Below are 18964 nucleotides of genomic sequence, written 5' to 3'. Positions count from 1 at the left end.
CCCCCACCCCCCCCATGTCAGTCTGCCCTTTTTGCTCCCCAGGAATTCGGAGATCGCGATCTTGGCCTTCGCCCCACCGGCAGCCCCCGCCGCGCCCTTCAGTGCAGCTGCCCCAGCCAATACTGCCATCGCCGCACCGGCCATGCCGTTCAACAGCGCGCGGCCGTTGCCGCCGGCGGCCCAGGACGCCTTGCCTGCTTCGGATTCCGCCTTCTGGCTCAGGTAGCCGCCCAAGTCGCCCACGCCCTTGAACAGCAGCTGCCCACCCAGCTGCATCACCTCGGCACGCTCCTGCATCTTGCGCAGGTCAACGGCCGACAGCGCACTGTCGGTATCAAACCCGGTCGCGGTCCGATCAAGACCGGCCAAGGCACTCTCATTGCCATCGCGTACCACCACGGTGCCGGCGGCGATGTCCGAGTGGGTGGTGCTGCTGTCGTTCTTCTTCGTGCCGCCCAGCAGGCTCAGCCCCGCGCCGGCCGCGCTCCCCAGCGGGTTACTGATGCCACCGCCGCTGCTCATACCGGTGCCGATGCCACCGCCACTGGTCTTGGCGCGGGATTCGTTCTCGATGTCGACAACGGTCAGGCTGCCGGTATCCAGGCGGTTCTTCGAGGCATCGGCGGTGCTGCCGATCACACCGCCTTCCAGGTGCGTATTGCCGCCTACAGTGATGTTGAAGCCACCACTGCCGGCAACGATGCCGCTCTGTTCCTGCACGCTGCGCAGGTGGCTCTCGACCTTCTGCTGGCCGATGTTGACGCTGCCGCGGCCGCTAGGGATGCCCTGAACAAATCCCGAGACGGGCCATTGAAAGCTGATGGACGGGTGTCGCTGCGCTGTACGTCATTGATTTTCCGTCCCGTCAGATGCGCAGCGGGCCGCAAAAGTGATCGCGCCAGACTAGGGGCGGAATTGTTCAGAGGATCCCTAGCTTCTACATGTTTCTCACCCTTGTTATTTCCCTCTTAGCCATGACCCTATTTTTCTGTGAAACTTTTTTGTCGAAGGCAACAGAATTCAAGTCATCGATAATTAGTTCAACGTCTTGCTTAGCCAAGAATGGAACCCAAGAAAGCGCCAACCCTATCCAGTAGTCAGAGTCATGATTCAAGCCAATTTGAACCAAAAGAGGATATGGGAAATTCCGACCCAAATCCGAAATTACATTTTCAAATGGAAACTCAAGAAGAGTAATCGCACGCCTGAGCGCCTCCTTTCCCTCAAGGGAAAATGATACTGATGGCCCCTCAAGTCGCCACACCCCCATCCCGTCACTAAAAATGACGAGACCGTTACCCAGGATTTTTTTCTCCGGCGGAGTATTCATAAATTACATTCCAGCACCATGCTTAATATCAATCCCATAATTTTTCATTGCCTGTTCAAACTGAGCGCGAACCTCCGGACTCCAGTTCATCCAGTAGTGCCCGCTATGCTCATTGGTTATTATCTCGCCATTCTTGCCCCTGGAGAACATGCCCCCTACTAGCTCCTGGGGGTTCCCACCAATACTAGCGCCCAGCTGCTCATGAGGGGAGCCGCCCAGATTCGCCTTAGGCTTACCCACTGCAAATTTGTTTGTTTTCGGATCGAAAACAAACTCGATCGCCTTACTTCTTGTGCCAGGGAAATAGTTTTGGATTGCTGTAGACGATACAGAGCCCGGCTCCAAGGCTAGAACACCATCTACCGGGCCAGATCCCTTCCAGCTCGGACTACTCTTAACTGCTCGCTCAGTCGTCTCAGCCGCTGCATTCTGCACCGACTTCAGGATCTCCTCCGATCTGAGCACACCCTGCTTGGTCGCGGCCCCGGCGATCTCCGCGCCCACTTCACCAACGATCTTCGCTCCAGGCAACCGGATCGGGATCAGGAACGACGCTGCGCCGATGGCAGCACCATTGCCGTCGCCCTTGGCTACGCTGACGATCACGGTACCAGCGGCGCCAATGTCGCCACTGAAGGTCCCCATCATCGTCCAGCCGTCACCACCCCGGATCTTCGTTCCGCGGAGGTTGTTCAGATCATAGAATTTGAGCTGCAGGGCATCCTTGGATACGCCGGAGGACTGCAGGGATCCGATGACCTGCCCGTACAGCGCATCGTTGTTGAGAAGCTCGTTGCCATAGAGATTGAAGTTGTTGTACTCAGCTTCCGTCGCGGTGAACCCGTACGTCCCACCCATCTTGCTCAGGAACGCGGTTGCTTCGAGATCAACGTTCTCGTTGCCCACCAACCGGTTGACCTTTGCATCAACACGCGCGGCACCTTCCGTGGTCAGCCTGCGTACCGCCTCTGCTTCGCTGATACCTTCCTGGGCGGCGAACGCGGCAGCATTCATGTTGATCCACTTCACCTCGTCCGGGTGCAGCTGCCGATTGAACCGGTCCCCGGTCACCGCAATGTTGGCGCCCGTGCTTCCACCCAGAGCACCGCCCACCATCGCGCTGCCCACTTCCATCAGCGACTGGTAGTCCTCCCAGCTCAGGCTGCCCTTGTTGTTCTCGAGGAATTCCGAGATCGCGATCTTGGCCTTCTCCGCACCAGCAGCACTCACCGCGCCGTTCAGCGCATCCGCACCACCCAATGCGGCCATCGCTGCACCGGCCATGCCGTGCAGCAGCGCGCGGCCATTGCCGCCGTCGGCCCAGAACGCCTTGCCTTCTTCGGTCTCCGCCTTCTGGCTCAGGTAGCCGCCCAAGTCGCCCACGCCCTTGAACAGCAGCTGCCCACCCAGCTGCATCACCTCGGCACGCTCCTGCATCTTGCGCAGGTCAACGGCCGACAGCGCACTGTCGGTATCAAACCCGGTCGCGGTCCGATCAAGACCGGCCAAGGCACTCTCATTGCCATCGCGCACCACCACGGTGCCGGCGGCGATGTCCGAGTGGGTGGTGCTGCTGTCGTTCTTCTTCGTGCCGCCCAGCAGGCTCAGCCCCGCGCCGGCCGCGCTCCCCAGCGGGTTACTGATGCCACCGCCGCTGCTCATACCGGTGCCGATGCCACCGCCACTGGTCTTGGCGCGGGATTCGTTCTCGATGTCGACAACGGTCAGGCTGCCGGTATCCAGGCGGTTCTTCGAGGCATCGGCGGTGCTGCCGATCACGCCGCCTTCCAGGTGTGTGTTGCCGCCTACGGTGATGTTGAAGCCACCGTTGCCGGCAACGATGCCACTCTGTTCCTGCACGCTGCGCAGGTGGCTCTCGACCTTCTGCTGGCCGATGTTGACGCTGCCGCCGCTGCCATACACGAAGGTGCCGCCAGCCTGGGTCTGCTTGCTGGCGTAGTCGTCGGTGTCCTGCTCGCTGATGATGGACAGGTTGCCGCCGATGCTGGCCACCACCTTGTCACCACTCAGCTGGGCACCCTGCAGCGTGGTGTCCTTGCCACTGATGACGGTCAGGTTGCGGTCGGCGTCCACCACGGTTTCAACATGCGTGGTGCCGTTGCCGCTGCCCTTGCCCTTGGCGGTGCTGGCCGACACGTACCAACCGGTCTGCGCGCCGATGCTGAAACCGATCTCACCGCTGCCGCTCTTGTTCTTCGACGACTGCGTGTGGTCTTCCGCTTCGCTGCGCAGGGTGATGTTGTCCCGCGCGGCCAGCGCCACGTTGTCACCCTTCACCTGGCTGCCGATGATGTTCAGGTCACCGCCGGTGGCGACGATGCTGACGTCGCCCTGGCTGCGGATGGTGCTGCCCACCGCCGACTGGTCGTGGCTGGTCTGGCTGGCACTGGAGCTGGAGGCGCCGATGCCGATGCGCAGGCTCACGCCGTCGGTGGCGCCGGAAGCGCCTTGCTGCATGGCGCCGCCGACGCCAGCGGCGGCATTGGCCGCCTGCACCGCGTACAGCGCCTTCAGGCGATCATCCTGCGCATTGCCGGCCGCCTTGGCCGCACCGTAGGCGGCCAGGGCGGCATCCACCACACCGCCGGTCAAGCCGACGTTGATACCGGCACTCTTCTGCTTGGTGCTCTGGTGTACGTCAGTGGTGCCCTGTGCCGCGTCGATCACCACCTGCCCGCCCACCAGCTGCGTACCGGTCTTCGACAGCACGTCCGAACCGGTGATGTGCAGCGTGTTGCCGGCGCTCAGGTTGACCCGGCCATCGGTTGAGCCGATCAGGCTGCCCTGTGGCGCGCTCTGCTCGATCTCCAGGCCCTTTTCCAGCTTGCTCTGGCCGATGGTCAGGTTGAAGCCACCACCGCCGAACACGCCCGAGCGCTTGACGGTCTTGTCATGCTCTTCGCTGTGCGTGGAGGTGGCCGTGCCGATGGTGAGGTCGCGGGTGGCGGCCACCACCACATCACCGGTGGCAGCCACCTGCGCCGCCTGCGCGACGACGTCACGTCCGGCGCCGATGGTCACCGTCTCGCCGCTGAGCGTGGTGCCCACCACCAGACTGTCCCGGGTTGCGTCGTAAGTGGTGGTGGTCTTGCTCGACAGCAGGCCCTTCTTCCTGCGCGTGGTTTCCTGCTCCCAGCTGTGGTCCTCCTGCGCCGCCAGCAGGTTCACGTCGCGCGTAGCGGCAATGCTGATGCCGCCGTCGGTGCTGCCCACCTGCGTGGCAGTGAGGTTGGCATCGCGCCCGGCCACCAGCGCGATGTCACCGCCGGCCTGCAGCGAAGTGCCGTGCACGGTCCGTCCATGCTCTGCGTGGTCTGCGAGAAACGCTTGCCACGGCTCTGCTGCTGGCTGGTGTTGGTGGTGGTTTCGGCCTGCAGGTTGAGATCGCGCCCGGCCACCACGGCCAGGCCGTCGCCGGCCTTCAGCTGCGCGGCCTGCAGGTTCACGTCCTGCCCGGCCTGCATGCCCAGCGAGCCAGCGGCCTCGATGCCGCTGGCGTTGAGGGTTTCGCGCGTGTAGCGGTTACCGCCCCAGCCGCCCTGTTCGGTGGTGGTCAGTGCGTTGAGGCTGATGTCGTTGCCGGCCGTGGCGTGGACGCTGCCGCCGGCCTTGGCGGTCACTGCCGTCAGGTTCAGATCGTGGCCGGCGTCCAGCGACAGGCCGCCGCCCACGTCCAGCGTGGTGCGACGCAGGCTTCCATCACCCTGCATCTGCGTGGTGAGGTTGAGGTCGCGGCCGGCCTCCAGCGCCGCGTTGCCGCGGGCACGGGTCTGCGAACCGACCAGTGCCAGGTCACGTCCGGCTTCCAGCGCCAGGCTGCCGCCGCTGCGGATGCTGGCCACGTCGATGCCGCTGACACTCTTCAGGTCGCGGCCGGCCACCAGGGCCACGTTGCCGCCCTGGATCAGGCCGCTGTTGTTGAGGATGTCCTCCACGGCGGTGATGCGGGCATTGCCGCCAGCGGAAATGCCACCACGGTCGTTGAGCAGGCTGCCGGTATCGATGGTCAATCGATCATCGGCGCGGATCATGCCCTGGTTGGACACATTGCCGGCGCGGATCTCCACCGACTCGCCGGCGATGGCGGCGCCCCCCAGCTGCAGGCGGTTGGCGGTGGCCTGGGACAGGTACACCACCGGCACCAGCACCTTCTGGCCGTCCACTTCCTGGGCGACCATCCACACGATGTCTTCGTTGAGCGCGGCCACCTGTTCGGCCGACAGCGCCACGCCCACGCTCAGCTGCTGGCGCGCGGCTTCGCTCACGCCGGCATCCATCATGGCGCGGTACTGGCCCATGCCATCGCCCTGGTCGGCATCCAGGTAGCGACGCCCGGTCAGGCCGGTGATCTGTTCCATCACCAGGCGCTGCTCGTAGAAGTCGTCACCCATCCGACGCAGCTGCTTGTCGGGGTCCAGGTTCAGGCGCTGGAACATGTAGTCCGAGCCGATCCACTGCCCGAAGTTGGCGAAGCGCGGATCGGTTTCCACCAGCCAGCGCTGGTTGCCCGGATTGACCGTGTACAGGCCGCCACTGGGCAGCGACAGGCCCGGCAGCGGATTCTGCGGGCTGCCCACCACCTGCGGCGGCGGCACCGTGGTGACACGGCCAGGGCCCGGAGAGCCGGTATCACCGGCCGTGACCGCACCCTGCGCCTGCGCGCTGGCAGGCCCGGTGGCCACGCCCTGCTGTGCACCCGGTGCGCCAGCATTGCCGCCGACCGCGCCGGCGCCCTGCTGCTGGCCCAGTTCGGGTGCGTAGGCGTTGTTGCCCTGCCAACCGGCAACGTCCAGCGGTGTGCCACCGCTGTGCGCGGTGACCACGGCGTTGTTGACCTCGCGCGCTTCGATCTGCACCTTGCGGCCGGCGGTGATGCTGGCATTGCCGCCGGCCAGCGTGACCTGCTTGGTGACCGTGCTGGTGCCCAGCGCGCGGCTGCCGCCATAGATCTCGAAGTCGCAGCGGCTGGGGCAAGGCCGGTAGGTGTAGTCGATGGTCGACGTGCGCTGGACCACCTTGTAGCCGGCCAGCGCCTCGTTGTTGACCACGCCGGCCCAGTCATTGGGGTCTTCGCTGTTGGACGAGCCGCGGCCGTTGATCGAGAGGTTGCGACCGGCGGCGATGGCCGAGTTCCGGTTGTCGACCGAGCCGCCGGACATCTGCATGTCGCGACCGGAAATCAGCTGCGATGCCGCGCTGGCGGCGATGACGGTGGTGCCTTCCAGCACCAGATCCTTGTGCTCGGTCCAGACTTCCAGCACGGCACAGTCGCCCGGGCACAGCTTGCCCGGCGGTGCGGGGCCGTCGATGCCGTCGACCCTGAACGTCCCGCTGTCCGGGTCGGCAGCGCCTTCGTTGCCGCTGTAGACCTTGTGCTGGGTGACCAGCACACGACGCTCGTTGGCCACGCCCAGTGCAGCCAGGATCAGATCGTTCTCGGCCTGGATGCGCCCGGAACGGTTGCGGATCTGCTGGGCGTTGCCGCCGTTCCAGCCCTGCAGGCGGATGTCGCCCAGGCTGAAGAGCTCGCCGTCGAGGTTGTCGATGTAGTTGGCATACAGGTTGATGCGGCCGGTGGCCGCCATCAGCCCTTCGTTGTAGTCGCGTGCGACCAGCGTGTCGCCCAGGTCGCGGCCGTTGGTGATGCGCGAGGCGCGCAGTTCCAGCGCGTTGCCCATCACGGTGCCGGTGTTGGTGATGTTGGCAGCCGACACCTCCACCGTATCGCCGTCCACGCGACCGGCATTGCTGAGATCGCCGGCCGTACTCAGCGCGACACGACCACTGCCATTGCCTGCCGTGGCGTTGAACTGCCCACCAGCGGTGTTCTCGATCCGCGCCGCCGAGACTTCAAGCGTGCCCTTGCTCTCCAGGCGCCCCTGGTTGACCAGTGCGCCAGCCACGTCCAGCTTCAGCAGCCCGTTGCTCTCCAGGCGCTGGCCGTTGCCATGCACGTAATCGCCCGCCAGCGTCAGGCGCAACTCGCTGCCGCCGAACAGGCGGCCGATGCCGCTGAAGGCCTGCAGGCGTGCGCCGAGTGCTTCATAGGCGCTGATCTCGCCGCCGCCATTGGCCAAGCTGCCCAGCGTCAGCTGGCTCTGGCGACTGAGCAGCCGGCCGTTGCTGTTTTCCAGCGCGGCAAGATCCAGGCGCAGCAGGTTGCCTGCGCTGAGCTGGCCACCAACGTTGAATACCTGCGCGCCTGCGCGCTCCAGGTACAGGGTATTGGCGGCGTGGACCATGCTACCTGCGTTGTCGAGCGATGCGGTCTGCAGGCGCAGGTCGGTTCCGGCCACCAGCTTGGCCTGGCCGCCTTCGGCTCGGTTGTCCACGCTGCCTGCGGTCAGCGTCAGCGCACCACCGGTACTGCCCAGGGTGCCGCCACGGTTGTCCAGCGCAGCGGCCGATTCCAGCGACAGCTGCCCGGTGCCGTTGGCAACGATGCGGCCGCCACGGTTGCCCACTGAGGCAGCGCGGATGTTCGCAGGGCCCTGTGCTTCGATGTTGCCCTGGCTGTTGTCCAGTGCCTGGCGGATCTGCAGATCCAGCGAGGTGCCGCCGTGGACCAGGCCACGCTGGTTGGCCAGCGCACCGGCCACGTCGAGCGCGAGTTCCTGGCGGGCGTACAGGTTGCCATCCACGTTGCGCAGGTCGCCCGTGCGGCTGGTCACGCGCGCATTGCCCTCGGCGCCCAGCAGGCCATTGCTGTTGTCCAGCTGGGAGGCCAGCACCTGCAGCTGGCCGGCGCCACGCTGCACGATGGTGCCAGTGCGGTTGTCCAATGCCCCGGCAGCGTCCACGGTAAGGTTGCCGCCAGCATCGAGCCGGCCACCGGTGTTGACGATCTCCGTGCCGGCTACGCGTGCCCCGCTGCCTGCGGTGAGCGTACCGCCGCTGTTGTCGAGGCGACCGGCAACGGCCACGTCCGCCTCGCCGTTGCCGACGATCAGGCCTGCATTGCTGTTGTCCAGCGTGCCGGTCTCGATCTTCAGCACACCCGTGCCCGCATGCTCGATGCGGCCACCCTGGTTCAGCAGCTGCGCAGCCTTCAGGTGGACACTGCCAGCATTGGCGGCGATGCGCCCGCCGGTGTTGCGCAGGGCACCTGTCAGGCCAAGTTCAAAGGGATCGGTGCCGGTCTGCAGCAGTTCGCCGGTGCTGTTGTCCAGCGCGGCCGCCAACAGGCCGATGCGCGTGCCCTGCAGGCTGCCCGCATTGCGCAGCAGGTCGGTGGCACGCAGGTCGAGCAGACCGATGGCGGTCAGGCTGCCGCCGATATTGCGCCACTCACCGCTGCGCGCCTGCGCCAGCAGGGTGCCACCGGACCAAACCTGGCCACCCTCCAGCAGCAGGCTGTCGCCCAGCAGGTGAACCTGCTGGCCGGCGTTGATCTGGCCGGCGTTGCGCAGCTGCTGACGCGCATCAAGGGTGACGCTGCCGGTGCTGCCGACCTTGCCGTCGGCCAGCAGGCCCGCCACGATCACGCCGCTGTTGTCGATCTGCCCCGCCCGCAATTCGATGTCACCCGAGGCCAGCACGCGCCCGCGATTGCTGGCCTGGGCGGCCTACAGCGTGACCGTGCGCGCCTGAACGTCGGCCGCAGTGCGCAGTGCCTGCGCAGCCTGCAGCGACAGCGCGCCGCTGGCGAACAACGCCGCCTGGTTGTCCAGGTCGCCGTCGCTGCGCACCTGCAGATCAGCGGCGCTGTCGATCGTTCCCTTCAGCGTCACGCCGGCATCGGCGGACAGCACGACGCCCTGCTGCGCAAAGGCCTTGCCCGACTGCTCCAGGCTGCCGCCCGCGTGCGCGGTCAGTGTGCCGGCCGCCAACGTGCGCCCGCCCAGCACCAGGGCTTGGTCACTGCTGAGCTGCACGTTGCCGCGCTCGCTGCCCAGTTCACCCTCGCTGCGCAGTGTCCGGCCCCGCACCTGCAACGCCTGGCCGGCCACCAGGCTGCCCTGGTTGTCCAGCGAGTCGCGCACGGTGACATCGACATCGCTGACGCCATAGAGGTCGCCACGGTTGTCGATCACATCGGCCTTGGCCGTCAGTGCTCCCTTGGCGAACACGTTACCGGCGTTGTCTAGCGTCACCGCATCCAGCTGCAGCGACTGCGCACTGGACAGGTTGCCGCCGGCGCGGTTGTGCAGCGCGTCGGTGCGCACGTCAAGCGCGCCATCGCTGGCGATCACGCCGGCATTGTCCAATGTGGTGGTGCGCAGCTGTGAGCGGTCGCGACCGTAGATCACACCACTGTTGCTCAGCTCAGTGGCGCGCAGATCCATTGCCTGCTGGCCATGCAGGCGACCGTCGTTGATGACCTTCTGCACGTCCACGGCCACCACGCGTGCCAGCGCCGTGGCGGCCGCCTGCTGCCGCAGAACGCTGCCCTGAAGGGTCAGGGTGCCGCCGGCTTCAAGCCGGTTGCGGTTGTCGAGCGTGGCAACGGACAGACGGGCATCGGCTGCGCTGCCGATGATGCCGGCGTTGTGCAGCACATCGGCGTCGACCTTCAGGCCCTTGCCCCCCTGGATGCTGCCGGTGGTGCCATTGTCGATGCGTGCGTTGGACTTCAATGCCAGCAGGTCCACCGCCTGCAGCGTGCCGCTGTTGCGCAGACGATCGACCGCCAGCGCGGCCTGGCGGGCCTCAAGGGTGCCTTGGTTGTCCACGCCGCCGGCAGACAGTTCCAGCGCCTGCTCCGAGAGGATGCGTCCGGCGTTGTCCAGCTGCTGGCGCGCCTGGATCTTCAGCAGCCCGCCCGCAGACAGCTCGGCACCCTTCAGCTGGGTGATGCGGTCGGCCGCTGCACGCAGGTTGGCACCGGCACCGATGATGCCCTCGTTGTCGATGCTGGCCGCATCGAGTTCGACGTCGGCGTCGCTGTACAGCTGGCCGGCGTTGTGCAGCTGCGCGGCCTGCATCCGTACGCCCTGGTTGCCCAGCAGCAGGCCGGCGTTGTCCACCTGGCGGGCCTGCACGTCCAGCGCCTGTGCGCCCAGGCGCGCGCCCTTGTCCTGCGCCAGCGTGTCGGCGCGCACGGCAAGCCCGGCGCCTGCGGTCACCTGTGCATGGTTCTGCACCTGTGCGGCAGCCAGCGCGATGCTGCCCGCGCTCTTCGCCGTGTCAGCCAGGGTCAGCGTGCCACTGGCGTCCAGCTGCATCTGTGCGGCCTGCGCGCTGCCGGCCAGGTCCAGATTCTGGTTGGCGCGTACGGCCAACGCAGCGCCCGCCGACGTGGAACCGGCAAGCGACGCCTGCCGGGCACGAATCTGAAGATCTCCCTGCGCGTACTGGGTACCGTCGGCCTTCAGGTCACCGTCGGTTTCGATCTGCAGGCGGCCTGCAGCCGCCGTGCGTCCGCTCAGGCGGACATCGCCGGCCTGGGTCAGGATGAAGTCGCCTGCGTCGGCCACCATCTGGCCCGTGCTGCGCACACCCACGCCGGCCTCGGTGCCGACCAGGCGGATCTTGCCTGCGTACATGCCACCGAGGGCGGCAACATCCAGGCCGAACTGCGGGCGTTCGCCTTCTCCGCTGATCGCCTGCGTCGCCAGGGTCTGGGCATCGATCTGGTTGGCGCCGGTGACCACGTTCACCTGGCGCGCCCAAAGGCCCGCGTTGAGCTGCACGGCGCGCGCCAGCAGGTCGACGCCTTCCAGGTTGCCGGCATCCAGGCCGTTGCCTTCCAGGCGGATCGTTCCGCGGGACACCCGGAACGCAGACAGGCTGCCATCGTTGCCGAACACCGGGGTGCCGGTGGTCAGCGTGCCACGGGTGGTATTGATGAAGCCGCAGCCATCGTAGGTGATGCCATTGGGGTTGGCGACGATCACCGCCGCCGAGCGCCCCGCCACCTCGATGTGGCCCTGCAGGCGCGATGCGTTGGTGGATGTCACCTCGTTGAGGATCAATCGTGCCGACTGGCCCGGCTGCAGATTGCCGTTGCCCTGGATGTAGCCACCCAGCTGGGTCTGCACGGTGCTCGCGCTGTTGTTGAGGATCTGCCCCTCGCGCCCGACGTTGTAGTCCTGGAAGCGGTTGTGCGATACGCCGCCCGCGTTGGGCCGGTTGATCTGGATGACCGGCACGCCGTTCGCCGCCTGGTCGGCCCGCGCCTGCTCGCCGGCCTGTACCTGCACCTGGGCAAACGAGCTGCCCGGGGCCAGGAACGCCAGTGCCAGGGTGGCGCTCGCCATCGCGGTGCGCAGGCGCGTGGCCCAACCGGCGCCCGAAGTGGACAGGGACAGACTGCGGAATACGTTCTTCATGCCAGGTGCTTCCATCAACCCAGGGGGGAACTGCACACACAACAACCCGATCACGTCGCCACGTGGCGACGGTGCTTCCAGTCGAATCAGAACTGCCAGGACGCGCGGAATCCGATCACGTGACCGCGTGCCTCATGCTTGAGCCAAGCCGGGCGGCTCATCGGTACGCCGACGAAGCCATCCCACGCCAGTCCGCCCAGCTCGCCACGTGCACCCAGGTGGGCGCCGCTGAGGGTTCCGCCGCCGATACCCTGGCGGTCGTCGCGCTCGATGTGGCCGATATCGATGCCCACATAGGGCGCGATGGCGCGCTGTGCCATCCAGCTGATGCTGTTGCGCCAGTAGCCGCCACGGCTGCCGCCGAGTGGCACCTCGCCATCGAAGCCGTTGACGGTATAGCGGCCACCGACGCTGATGAACTCCGAGCCGTACAGCGTGTCCTTGCTCCACTGGTAGCGGAGCGCGGTGTTCCATGCCAGCGGACGCGGCCCGGATGTCAGGGCGCCACCGGCGCCGATATCCAGCGTGGTCAGCCCATAGCGGAACGTCGGCGCCAGGTCATCACGGCCCACGGCGTCATCATCGCCTCCCAGCCACGGCACGCCGCGGCGGTGCGCCAGGCGGATATCGGCCTGGACCCGCCCCAGGTACTGGCGGTGCAGCAGCGCCAGCTCGACCGAGGTGGTACGCCGGCGCTGGCCTTCGATCTCCACGCCTTCCACGTAGCTGTGCGACGACCGTTGCGCCACGCGCAGCTCGATGCCGCTGCGATAGCTCTGACCACGCACCAGCAGCCGTTCCACGGCCAGGTCGACGTTGCTGGAGGTGCCGGTGCTGGCGAACGTGTCGGCGTTGCTGGCGATGGTCTGCTTGTAGCGCGAGCTGTAGGTACTGGTGCTGAAACGCCAGTTGCCCACCGGAACCGACCACGACGCATTGAAGCCGTGGGTACCCCGGCCCTTGTCGGCACTGCCGTCGCTGCTGACGCCAACGCTGAGCAGGTCGTTGACGCGAGCCAGGTTGTCTACCCACGCGGTCGCGCCGACCTGCTGCTTTCCGGTCGCACGGCTGCTGGCATCATCCAGCGACACCGAGGCACGCCATCGCTTGCCGTGGCGGATGCTGATGACCACGTCCGACTCGCCGGGCCCTTCGCCCGGCACCAGCTCCATGTTCACGTCCTGCGACGGAACGCGCTTGAGCTGCTCCAGGCCCTGTTCCAACGCGCGCAGATTAAGCACGTCCCCCGGCCGCGCGGGAAACGCACTCTTCCACATCGAATCGGGAACCTCTTCCGCGTTGAAGCGGATCTGCCGGATCACGCCCGGCACCAGCTGCAGGCGCAGGGTTCCGCTGCCCAGGCTCTGCTCGGGCAGGCCGATGCGCGTGGTCACGTAGCCCTTGGCCAGCGCCAGATCCGAGGCACGCCGCACGATCAGCGCGATGCCCTGCTGGCCCACGCAGCGGCCACGGTAGCGGTCGAGATAGCGCTGCAGGAACGCGAACTGCGCCAGATGCGCACCGTCGAGCTGCAGCTGCTGCAGGGTGAAGCACGGTTCTTCGTCCGGCAGTGCCAGCGAATGCAGATCGGTGGCAGCGGCCGGCTGTTCGCGTGATACATCCGGCAATGCCTGCCGCTGCTCACGCTCGCGTGCCTCGCGCTCGGCGCGTTCGCGCAGTTCCTGCTGCTCGGCGAACGAGGGACTGGCCGACTGCGCATGCACGACGCCGATCAACAACAGCCCCGCAGTGCCCAGAACGGCACGCATGCTGAATCCTGCTTTTCTGTTACCCATCAACGACTTCCTTGTCCAGCATTGGTACAGACCTGAAGCTGTGAACAGACATCGTGCAGAGAGAACGTGCGGCCAGCACCGAGTCGACCGCCAACCGCTATCGGCGGGAGTGCGCGGAACTTTAGGGTCTTTGCATCCGTGCACCCATTGCGGCGATGCAGCCGAGCACCGCGCGCTGAAGGATGGGCATCCTTCAGCTGCCGTCATGCGATGTCAATCGCTCCCGTCGTCACGGCACCCGTGCGCACACCCATGCCCGCACGTCCCTGGCACCCGCCAGCCGCAACGTCTCGGCGATTTCCATCACGGTGCTGCCGGTGGTCATCACATCGTCCACGACGGTCAGCCGTGTCGGTGGCGACAAGCGCGTGCCGAATGCGTCAAAGAGATTGTCCCGGCGCTGCTCTGCGCTGCGCTCGGACTGCGGCGCGGTGTGGCGTCGTCGGTACACCCCCTGCCAGACCGGCATCGGCAGCAACCGGCACAGCTCGCCGGCCTGGTTGTAGCCGCGCTGGCGCAGGCGCCGCCCATGCAGCGGCACCGGCACCAGCGGCGCGCACGACCAGGGCGGTGGTGCGCGCTGCATCAGCTGGGCAAGCAAGCGCCCGGCCGCCAAGTCCTGGTGGAACTTGTAACGCACCAGCAGCTGATCGACGGGTGGAAGGTACAGCAGGCTGGCATGTGTGGCGGCCTGCGGCGGCGCCTCCTCGCGGCAGCTGCCGCAGACGATCAGGGCGGCGTCCGGCAACGGCAGCGCGCAACGCAGGCAGGCGCGGCCGGCCCAGGGTAGTTCGGCGAGGCAGGCGCAGCACAGGTCGAGATCATCATGGCCCGGATCGCCGCATACCAGGCAGCGCAGTGGCAGCAGCACGCGAAGCGCCGCCTGCAGGAGGCGAGTGGACTTGAACAGGACCGGCATGCACTACAGCGTGATCGCACCCCGGCCCTGGGGCCATCAGACGCTCGCCCTTCAACCCGTAGGCATCCTTACCCGTTTACGGATCACTTCACCTCGTGGGCGCCGGCGCGGCATCCACCCGCGTGCGGTACACCATGTACGGCGCCTGCCGCCGATCAACGCCGCCATTGAATCCGGCCTGCCGGTGCAGCTGGTTGGCGGTGAAGTACAGATAGCCGCCCGGCCCCATCGACAACGTATCCGGCCACAGGATGCGCGGGTCGTGCACCACGGTCGTCCAGCGTCCGTCCGCATCACGGGCATGGATGGCGTTGTGCTCGTAGTCGCTGGCATACAGCCGGCCGTTGGCGTCCATTTCCATGCCATCGGAGGCGCCCTTGTCGCAGAGGTCGACCACGGCTGCCGCCAGTGCCGCTTCACTCACCTTGGGGTCGCGCAGCAAGGCAGTGGGTACGCTGTACAGATGACGGCTGGACAACGGGGTGTAGAACAGCGTGCTGCCATCAGGCGACAACGCAATGCCATCGGCGGCTACGGTGAACGGCTGCGTCGAACCATCCGCATTGCGCAGCCGCATCTGCTGTCCTTCCACGATCGGCACGAAGGCCGGATCGGCCGAGGTGGACACATGCCCGACCAGGCGCTTGGATGCAGCCCCCGTGGCGAGATCGATCACGATGATGCCGCCGATACCGCTCAGCGACGAGTCGGTCACGTAGGCCACGCCCTCGCGGCCAACACGGAAATCGAAGCGCACATCGTTGACATAGGTGCGCGCGTCGATGACGTTGGCCGGGAACACCAGCGTCTTGGCCACGGTGTTGGTGGCAAGGTCGATCGCCACCAGTTTGGCACCGCCGGCCTGCGGTGCGGAGAATCCGGGCGCTGCAGTGTCCAACACCCAAAGCCGGCCTTGGCCATCGGCCACCACGCTCTGCACGCTGATGAAGTGTGCAGCCGGGTCGGCTCCGTCCGCGCTGTTGATGCGCGCATCCGGATAGGGAACGGCGCGGCCGTCGCGCCATTCGGCCACGCTGTAGCTCACGTCATCGCCCCAGCGCGGGAAGTTGACGAAGATGCGCCCGGTTTCTGATACCGCCACGCTGGTGGGCATGGCACCTTCGAAACGCGCCACCGGTTCGAGGGTGCCGATGCTGCGCTCGCTGGGCAGCATGGGCGCGCCGGACATCGCCAGCGCGGGGGAACTGGCCAGGGCCAGGACGGCAGCCGCCAGGCTGCGGATACGGCAGTTGATCATGGTGCTCTCGATGCGGGTCCGGGTGCAGCCCCGGTGTCGATGCATCTTCAGCGGCGCGCCGCGCATGGGGTAGACGGTGCAGCGCGGAATCAGCTTCACTGCTGGAGTGAAGATTCGAGATGATTGGTCCTGTTGATCAAGGCAATCAGTGAGGCCTATCAGCTGGCTCTGTTTTCGGCACCATCAACATCTCCGCCAACCCGCGGTAGATCGGCACGCGGCACACCAGCCCGGACACGCCGCGCGCGATCAGCACCGTGGCCAGGATCGGCAGCAGCAGATCACCGCTGTCGGTCAGCTCCAGCGAGATCACCGCCGAGGTCAGCGGGGCCTGGGTGACGCCGGTCAGGTAGGCGCACATGCCCAGCAGCACGAACGCGCGCGGGTCCACGCCCGGCATCAGTACGGCCAGGTTGTGGCCAAGGCCGGCACCGACCGCCAGCGCCGGCGAGAACAGGCCGCCGGGAATACCGGCTACGTACGATGCGAGGTTCGCCAGCAGCTTCATCAGACCGAACTCGTGGCCCACCATCGCCTGCCCCTGCACCAGGCTGCGCGCCTGTTCGTAGCCGGTGCCGAATGCGCCTTCTCCGAACGCCAGGGCCAGCAGCACCACCACCAGCCCGCAGCCTGCGGCCAGCAACACGGGATGCCGCTGCCGTAGTTGCCCGAGCCAACGGGGGCGCCCCGCCGCACTGGCCAGCACCGCGCGCGCGAACAATCCGCCCAGCAACCCGGCCACTACGCCGCACAGCAGGATCGCCAGCCAGCCCTGGCCGAGCGGCAGGCGCGCGCTCACATGGCCGAAATAGGTGTAGTTGCCCAGCAGGCCCAGCGACACCACGCCACCGACGATCACTGCGGTCAACAGGGTGCCGGAGAAGCGATGTTCGAAACGGCCACTGAGCTCCTCGATGGCGAACACGATGCCCGCCAGCGGCGTGTTGAATGCCGCGGCGATGCCCGCTGCACCACCCGCCAGCAGGAAGTGCGAGAGTTCGCGTGGATCCTTGAAGCCGAACCAGCGGCCGAACAGATACATCAGGCTCGCGCCCACATGCACCGTGGGACCTTCGCGCCCAACCGACGCGCCGCCGAGCAGCGACAGCGAGGTCAGCAACAGCTTGCCGGCCGAAACCGCTGGGGAAAGGTTGGTTTTCCGGAACGGCTCATCGGGCTTGTCCAACGCAGCGATGACCTGCGGAATGCCGCTGCCCCGCGTGGGCTTCAGCACGCCACTGGTCAGCCAGGCCAGCAACGCGAAGATGCCGGGCGTGAGCAGCAGGGCCCACCACGGCGAGCGCGCGGTGATGCGCTGGAACAGATGGAAGGCCGCGTCGCTGGCCTTGGCGAACAGGATGGCCACCAGCGCTACGGCCACAGCCCCGCCCCAGAGCGCGGCACGGCGGCGCCAGGCCTCACTGAGAACCAGCGCGGTGATGCGGCCGCGGAGGCGATGGAGATCGGTCATGCGGGCAGTTTGGACGCTGCGGAGGAAGGCGGACAGCGGCTACTGTGGCTGAAGGCCTTGCAGGATGCGGTGAAATGCCCCGACGTACATCGCTGGACGCGCAGGCGCTCCCGCCACCGGCGCTTTTGCACCCCGCACTTCCAGTACGCCGCGCGCGACCCGTTCGCGCACACGCTGGGCGTAGAAGACATCAGCAATGCCGGGGTGGCGCTGCGGGTCCAGCGACATCGCCATCCCCTCGATGCAGGCGATGTTTCGGAACTGTCCATCGCAGTGGGAACGCAGTTGCGCATCGATCCGGGCGATTGCCTTCGTCGGTCAGCGCGGCGGTGCTTTGCCGCTACTGGTCGGTGAGAGGGACATCGCTGTCAGGGCCTTCGTCCGTATCACGCAGGCAACCGTTTATCGCCAACAAGCGAACCAAGACATAGTGACCGAATGCTTCAAGCTCCTCCTTCGGCAGCATCGCCGGATCGAGCTCCCCCGCCGGGTAGTCCTTGAAGGTCACGAAGGTGTGATTCTTCCACTGCCCCGGCGCATCGGCCTGACGCAGATCATCCAGCACCACGCGCAGGCCGCCGTCAGGTAGTTCGGCCAGGCTGCACAGCACCGCGTCGCGGCGGATCGAATAGGACTGGTAGCTGTTCATGGCATGTGTTCGCGCGTCCGTATGCAGCAATGAACTTACACCGTAACGCCCGTTCATGGCGGCCGTTCAATGTAAACCTTTACCTATAAAATTAAGTTGACAGCGCTCACCAGCCCACCCACACTGCCGCCCTCGCTCCACTCGTACCCAAGGTCCGCCATGGCTGCTGCCATCCGCCACGACTGGCAACACGACGAACTGCAGGCGCTGTTCGATCTGCCGTTCCCCGAGCTGCTGTTCCGCGCCGCTGCGGTCCACCGTGAGCACTTCGACCCGGCCCAGGTACAGGTCTCCACGCTGCTGTCGGTAAAGACCGGCGGCTGCCCTGAAGACTGCGCGTACTGCCCGCAGGCACAGCGCTACACCACCGGGGTGGACGCGCAGAAGCTGATGGACACCGACGCGGTGCTGGCCAAGGCGCGCCAGGCCAAGGCCGCCGGTGCGTCGCGCTTCTGCATGGGCGCGGCGTGGCGTTCGCCGAAGGACCGCGACATTCCGAAGGTGGCGGCGATGATCGCCGGGGTGAAGGCGCTGGGCCTGGAAACCTGCGCCACGCTGGGCATGCTCAGCGGCGAGCAGGCACGTGCGCTGAAGGACGCCGGCCTGGACTACTACAACCACAACCTCGACACCGCGCCGGACTACTACGATTCGATCATCCACACGCGCCAGTACCAGGACCGCCTGGACACGCTGGAGCACGTGCGCGAGGCCGGCCTGAAGACCTGCTGCGGCGGCATTGTCGGCATGGGCGAGACGCGCGCGCAGCGCGTCGGCCTGCTGCTGGCGCTGGCCACGCTGCCGGCGCATCCCGATTCGGTGCCGATCAACAGGCTGGTGCAGGTGGCGGGTACCCCGCTGCATGGCAGTGCCGAGCTGGACCCGTTCGAGTTCGTGCGCATGATCGCGGTGGCACGCATCGCCATGCCGCGTTCGATGGTGCGGCTGTCGGCCGGGCGCGAAGCCATGAGTGACGAACTGCAGGCGCTGTGCTTCGTGGCCGGTGCCAACTCGATCTTCTACGGCGACAAGCTGCTGACCACCGGTAACCCGGAGAGCGAGCGCGACCTGGCCCTGTTCGCGCGGTTGGGCCTGCAACCGATGGCGATGCAGGTGGACGCCGAGGGCCACGACCACGGTGGCACCGTGCACGCCGATATCAGCGCCGAAGCGCCCGGCTGTGGCTGTGCTCACGCGGCCTGAGACAGGCCGCAAGCAGGCGTCGCGGCAACGCGCTACCCTAGCCGCC

General features: G+C 66.7%; 11 protein-coding genes and 1 pseudogene. 2 read left to right on the top strand and 10 right to left on the bottom strand.

All coding sequences use genetic code 11. The annotated features are described in order from the left end of the window. The 9 genes and pseudogenes from A7X97_RS19975 to A7X97_RS19950 form a co-directional block, all read right to left on the bottom strand. Nucleotides 1-720: pseudogene (locus A7X97_RS19975) on the bottom strand (hemagglutinin repeat-containing protein); the annotation flags it as partial. A 217-nt stretch (nt 721-937) separates the two neighbouring features. After that, a complete protein-coding gene (locus A7X97_RS21790) occupies nt 938-1330 on the bottom strand; it encodes a hypothetical protein (RefSeq protein ID WP_143592555.1) in 393 nt (130 codons plus the stop codon). 3 nt (nt 1331-1333) lie between these two features. Continuing rightward, nucleotides 1334-4600 carry a hemagglutinin repeat-containing protein gene (locus A7X97_RS22210; protein ID WP_245885081.1) on the bottom strand — a complete coding sequence of 1089 codons (3267 nt, stop codon included), beginning with the start codon at nt 4598-4600 and terminating at the stop codon, nt 1334-1336. Then, a complete protein-coding gene (locus A7X97_RS22205; RefSeq protein WP_245885078.1) occupies nt 4516-8889 on the bottom strand; it encodes a beta strand repeat-containing protein in 4374 nt (1457 codons plus the stop codon). The genes A7X97_RS22210 and A7X97_RS22205 overlap by 85 nt, the downstream gene beginning before the upstream one ends. A gap of 27 nt (nt 8890-8916) precedes the next feature. Continuing rightward, nucleotides 8917-11622 (bottom strand): filamentous hemagglutinin N-terminal domain-containing protein, encoded by a 2706-nt coding sequence (locus A7X97_RS22200; protein WP_245885076.1) that lies wholly within the window; start codon nt 11620-11622, stop codon nt 8917-8919. Nucleotides 11623-11708: 86 nt separating this feature from the next. After that, entirely contained in the window at nt 11709-13391 is a 1683-nt protein-coding gene (locus tag A7X97_RS19965; protein WP_245885074.1) for a ShlB/FhaC/HecB family hemolysin secretion/activation protein, read from the bottom strand. Between the two features lie 256 nt (nt 13392-13647). Next, a complete protein-coding gene (locus tag A7X97_RS19960; RefSeq protein WP_088497034.1) occupies nt 13648-14337 on the bottom strand; it encodes a ComF family protein in 690 nt (229 codons plus the stop codon). Nucleotides 14338-14425: 88 nt separating this feature from the next. Then, nucleotides 14426-15595, bottom strand: a complete 1170-nt coding sequence (locus tag A7X97_RS19955) for an L-dopachrome tautomerase-related protein (protein WP_088497040.1) — start codon at nt 15593-15595, stop codon at nt 14426-14428. Nucleotides 15596-15740: 145 nt separating this feature from the next. Continuing rightward, on the bottom strand, nt 15741-17066 hold the full coding sequence (locus A7X97_RS19950) for a chloride channel protein (RefSeq protein WP_072167999.1): 1326 nt from the start codon (nt 17064-17066) through the stop codon (nt 15741-15743). On the opposite strand from A7X97_RS19950, the gene A7X97_RS21785 reads away from it, so the two are divergent. Beyond that, nucleotides 17052-17420, top strand: a complete 369-nt coding sequence (locus A7X97_RS21785; protein ID WP_146260264.1) for a hypothetical protein — start codon at nt 17052-17054, stop codon at nt 17418-17420. The genes A7X97_RS19950 and A7X97_RS21785 overlap by 15 nt on opposite strands. On the opposite strand, the gene A7X97_RS19945 is transcribed toward A7X97_RS21785, so the two are convergent. After that, nucleotides 17407-17715 carry a hypothetical protein gene (locus tag A7X97_RS19945; RefSeq protein WP_072168001.1) on the bottom strand — a complete coding sequence of 103 codons (309 nt, stop codon included), beginning with the start codon at nt 17713-17715 and terminating at the stop codon, nt 17407-17409. The genes A7X97_RS21785 and A7X97_RS19945 overlap by 14 nt on opposite strands. 159 nt (nt 17716-17874) lie before the next feature. Here A7X97_RS19945 and bioB point away from each other — a divergent pair, with 159 nt between their 5' ends. Then, entirely contained in the window at nt 17875-18918 is a 1044-nt protein-coding gene (gene bioB / locus A7X97_RS19940; protein ID WP_072168002.1) for a biotin synthase BioB, read from the top strand. The last annotated feature ends 46 nt before the right edge of the window (nt 18919-18964 follow it).

The sequence above is a fragment of the Stenotrophomonas sepilia genome (assembly GCF_003244875.1).
Lineage (GTDB): Bacteria > Pseudomonadota > Gammaproteobacteria > Xanthomonadales > Xanthomonadaceae > Stenotrophomonas > Stenotrophomonas sepilia.
The sequence above is the reverse complement of the archived record's forward strand: the minus strand, read 5'-3'. Positions and strand labels throughout refer to the sequence as shown.

Bases quoted from the DNA above. Each gene is read 5' to 3' on its own strand.
- A7X97_RS21790 (WP_143592555.1), bottom strand. From the start codon at position 1,330: ATGAATACTCCGCCGGAGAAAAAAATCCTGGGTAACGGTCTCGTCATT.
- A7X97_RS22200 (WP_245885076.1), bottom strand. From the start codon at position 11,622: ATGAAGAACGTATTCCGCAGTCTGTCCCTGTCCACTTCGGGCGCCGGT.
- A7X97_RS19965 (WP_245885074.1), bottom strand. From the start codon at position 13,391: ATGCGTGCCGTTCTGGGCACTGCGGGGCTGTTGTTGATCGGCGTCGTG.
- A7X97_RS19960 (WP_088497034.1), bottom strand. From the start codon at position 14,337: ATGCCGGTCCTGTTCAAGTCCACTCGCCTCCTGCAGGCGGCGCTTCGC.
- A7X97_RS19955 (WP_088497040.1), bottom strand. From the start codon at position 15,595: ATGATCAACTGCCGTATCCGCAGCCTGGCGGCTGCCGTCCTGGCCCTG.
- A7X97_RS21785 (WP_146260264.1), top strand. From the start codon at position 17,052: ATGGAGATCGGTCATGCGGGCAGTTTGGACGCTGCGGAGGAAGGCGGA.
- A7X97_RS19950 (WP_072167999.1), bottom strand. From the start codon at position 17,066: ATGACCGATCTCCATCGCCTCCGCGGCCGCATCACCGCGCTGGTTCTC.
- A7X97_RS19945 (WP_072168001.1), bottom strand. From the start codon at position 17,715: ATGAACAGCTACCAGTCCTATTCGATCCGCCGCGACGCGGTGCTGTGC.
- bioB (WP_072168002.1), top strand. From the start codon at position 17,875: ATGGCTGCTGCCATCCGCCACGACTGGCAACACGACGAACTGCAGGCG.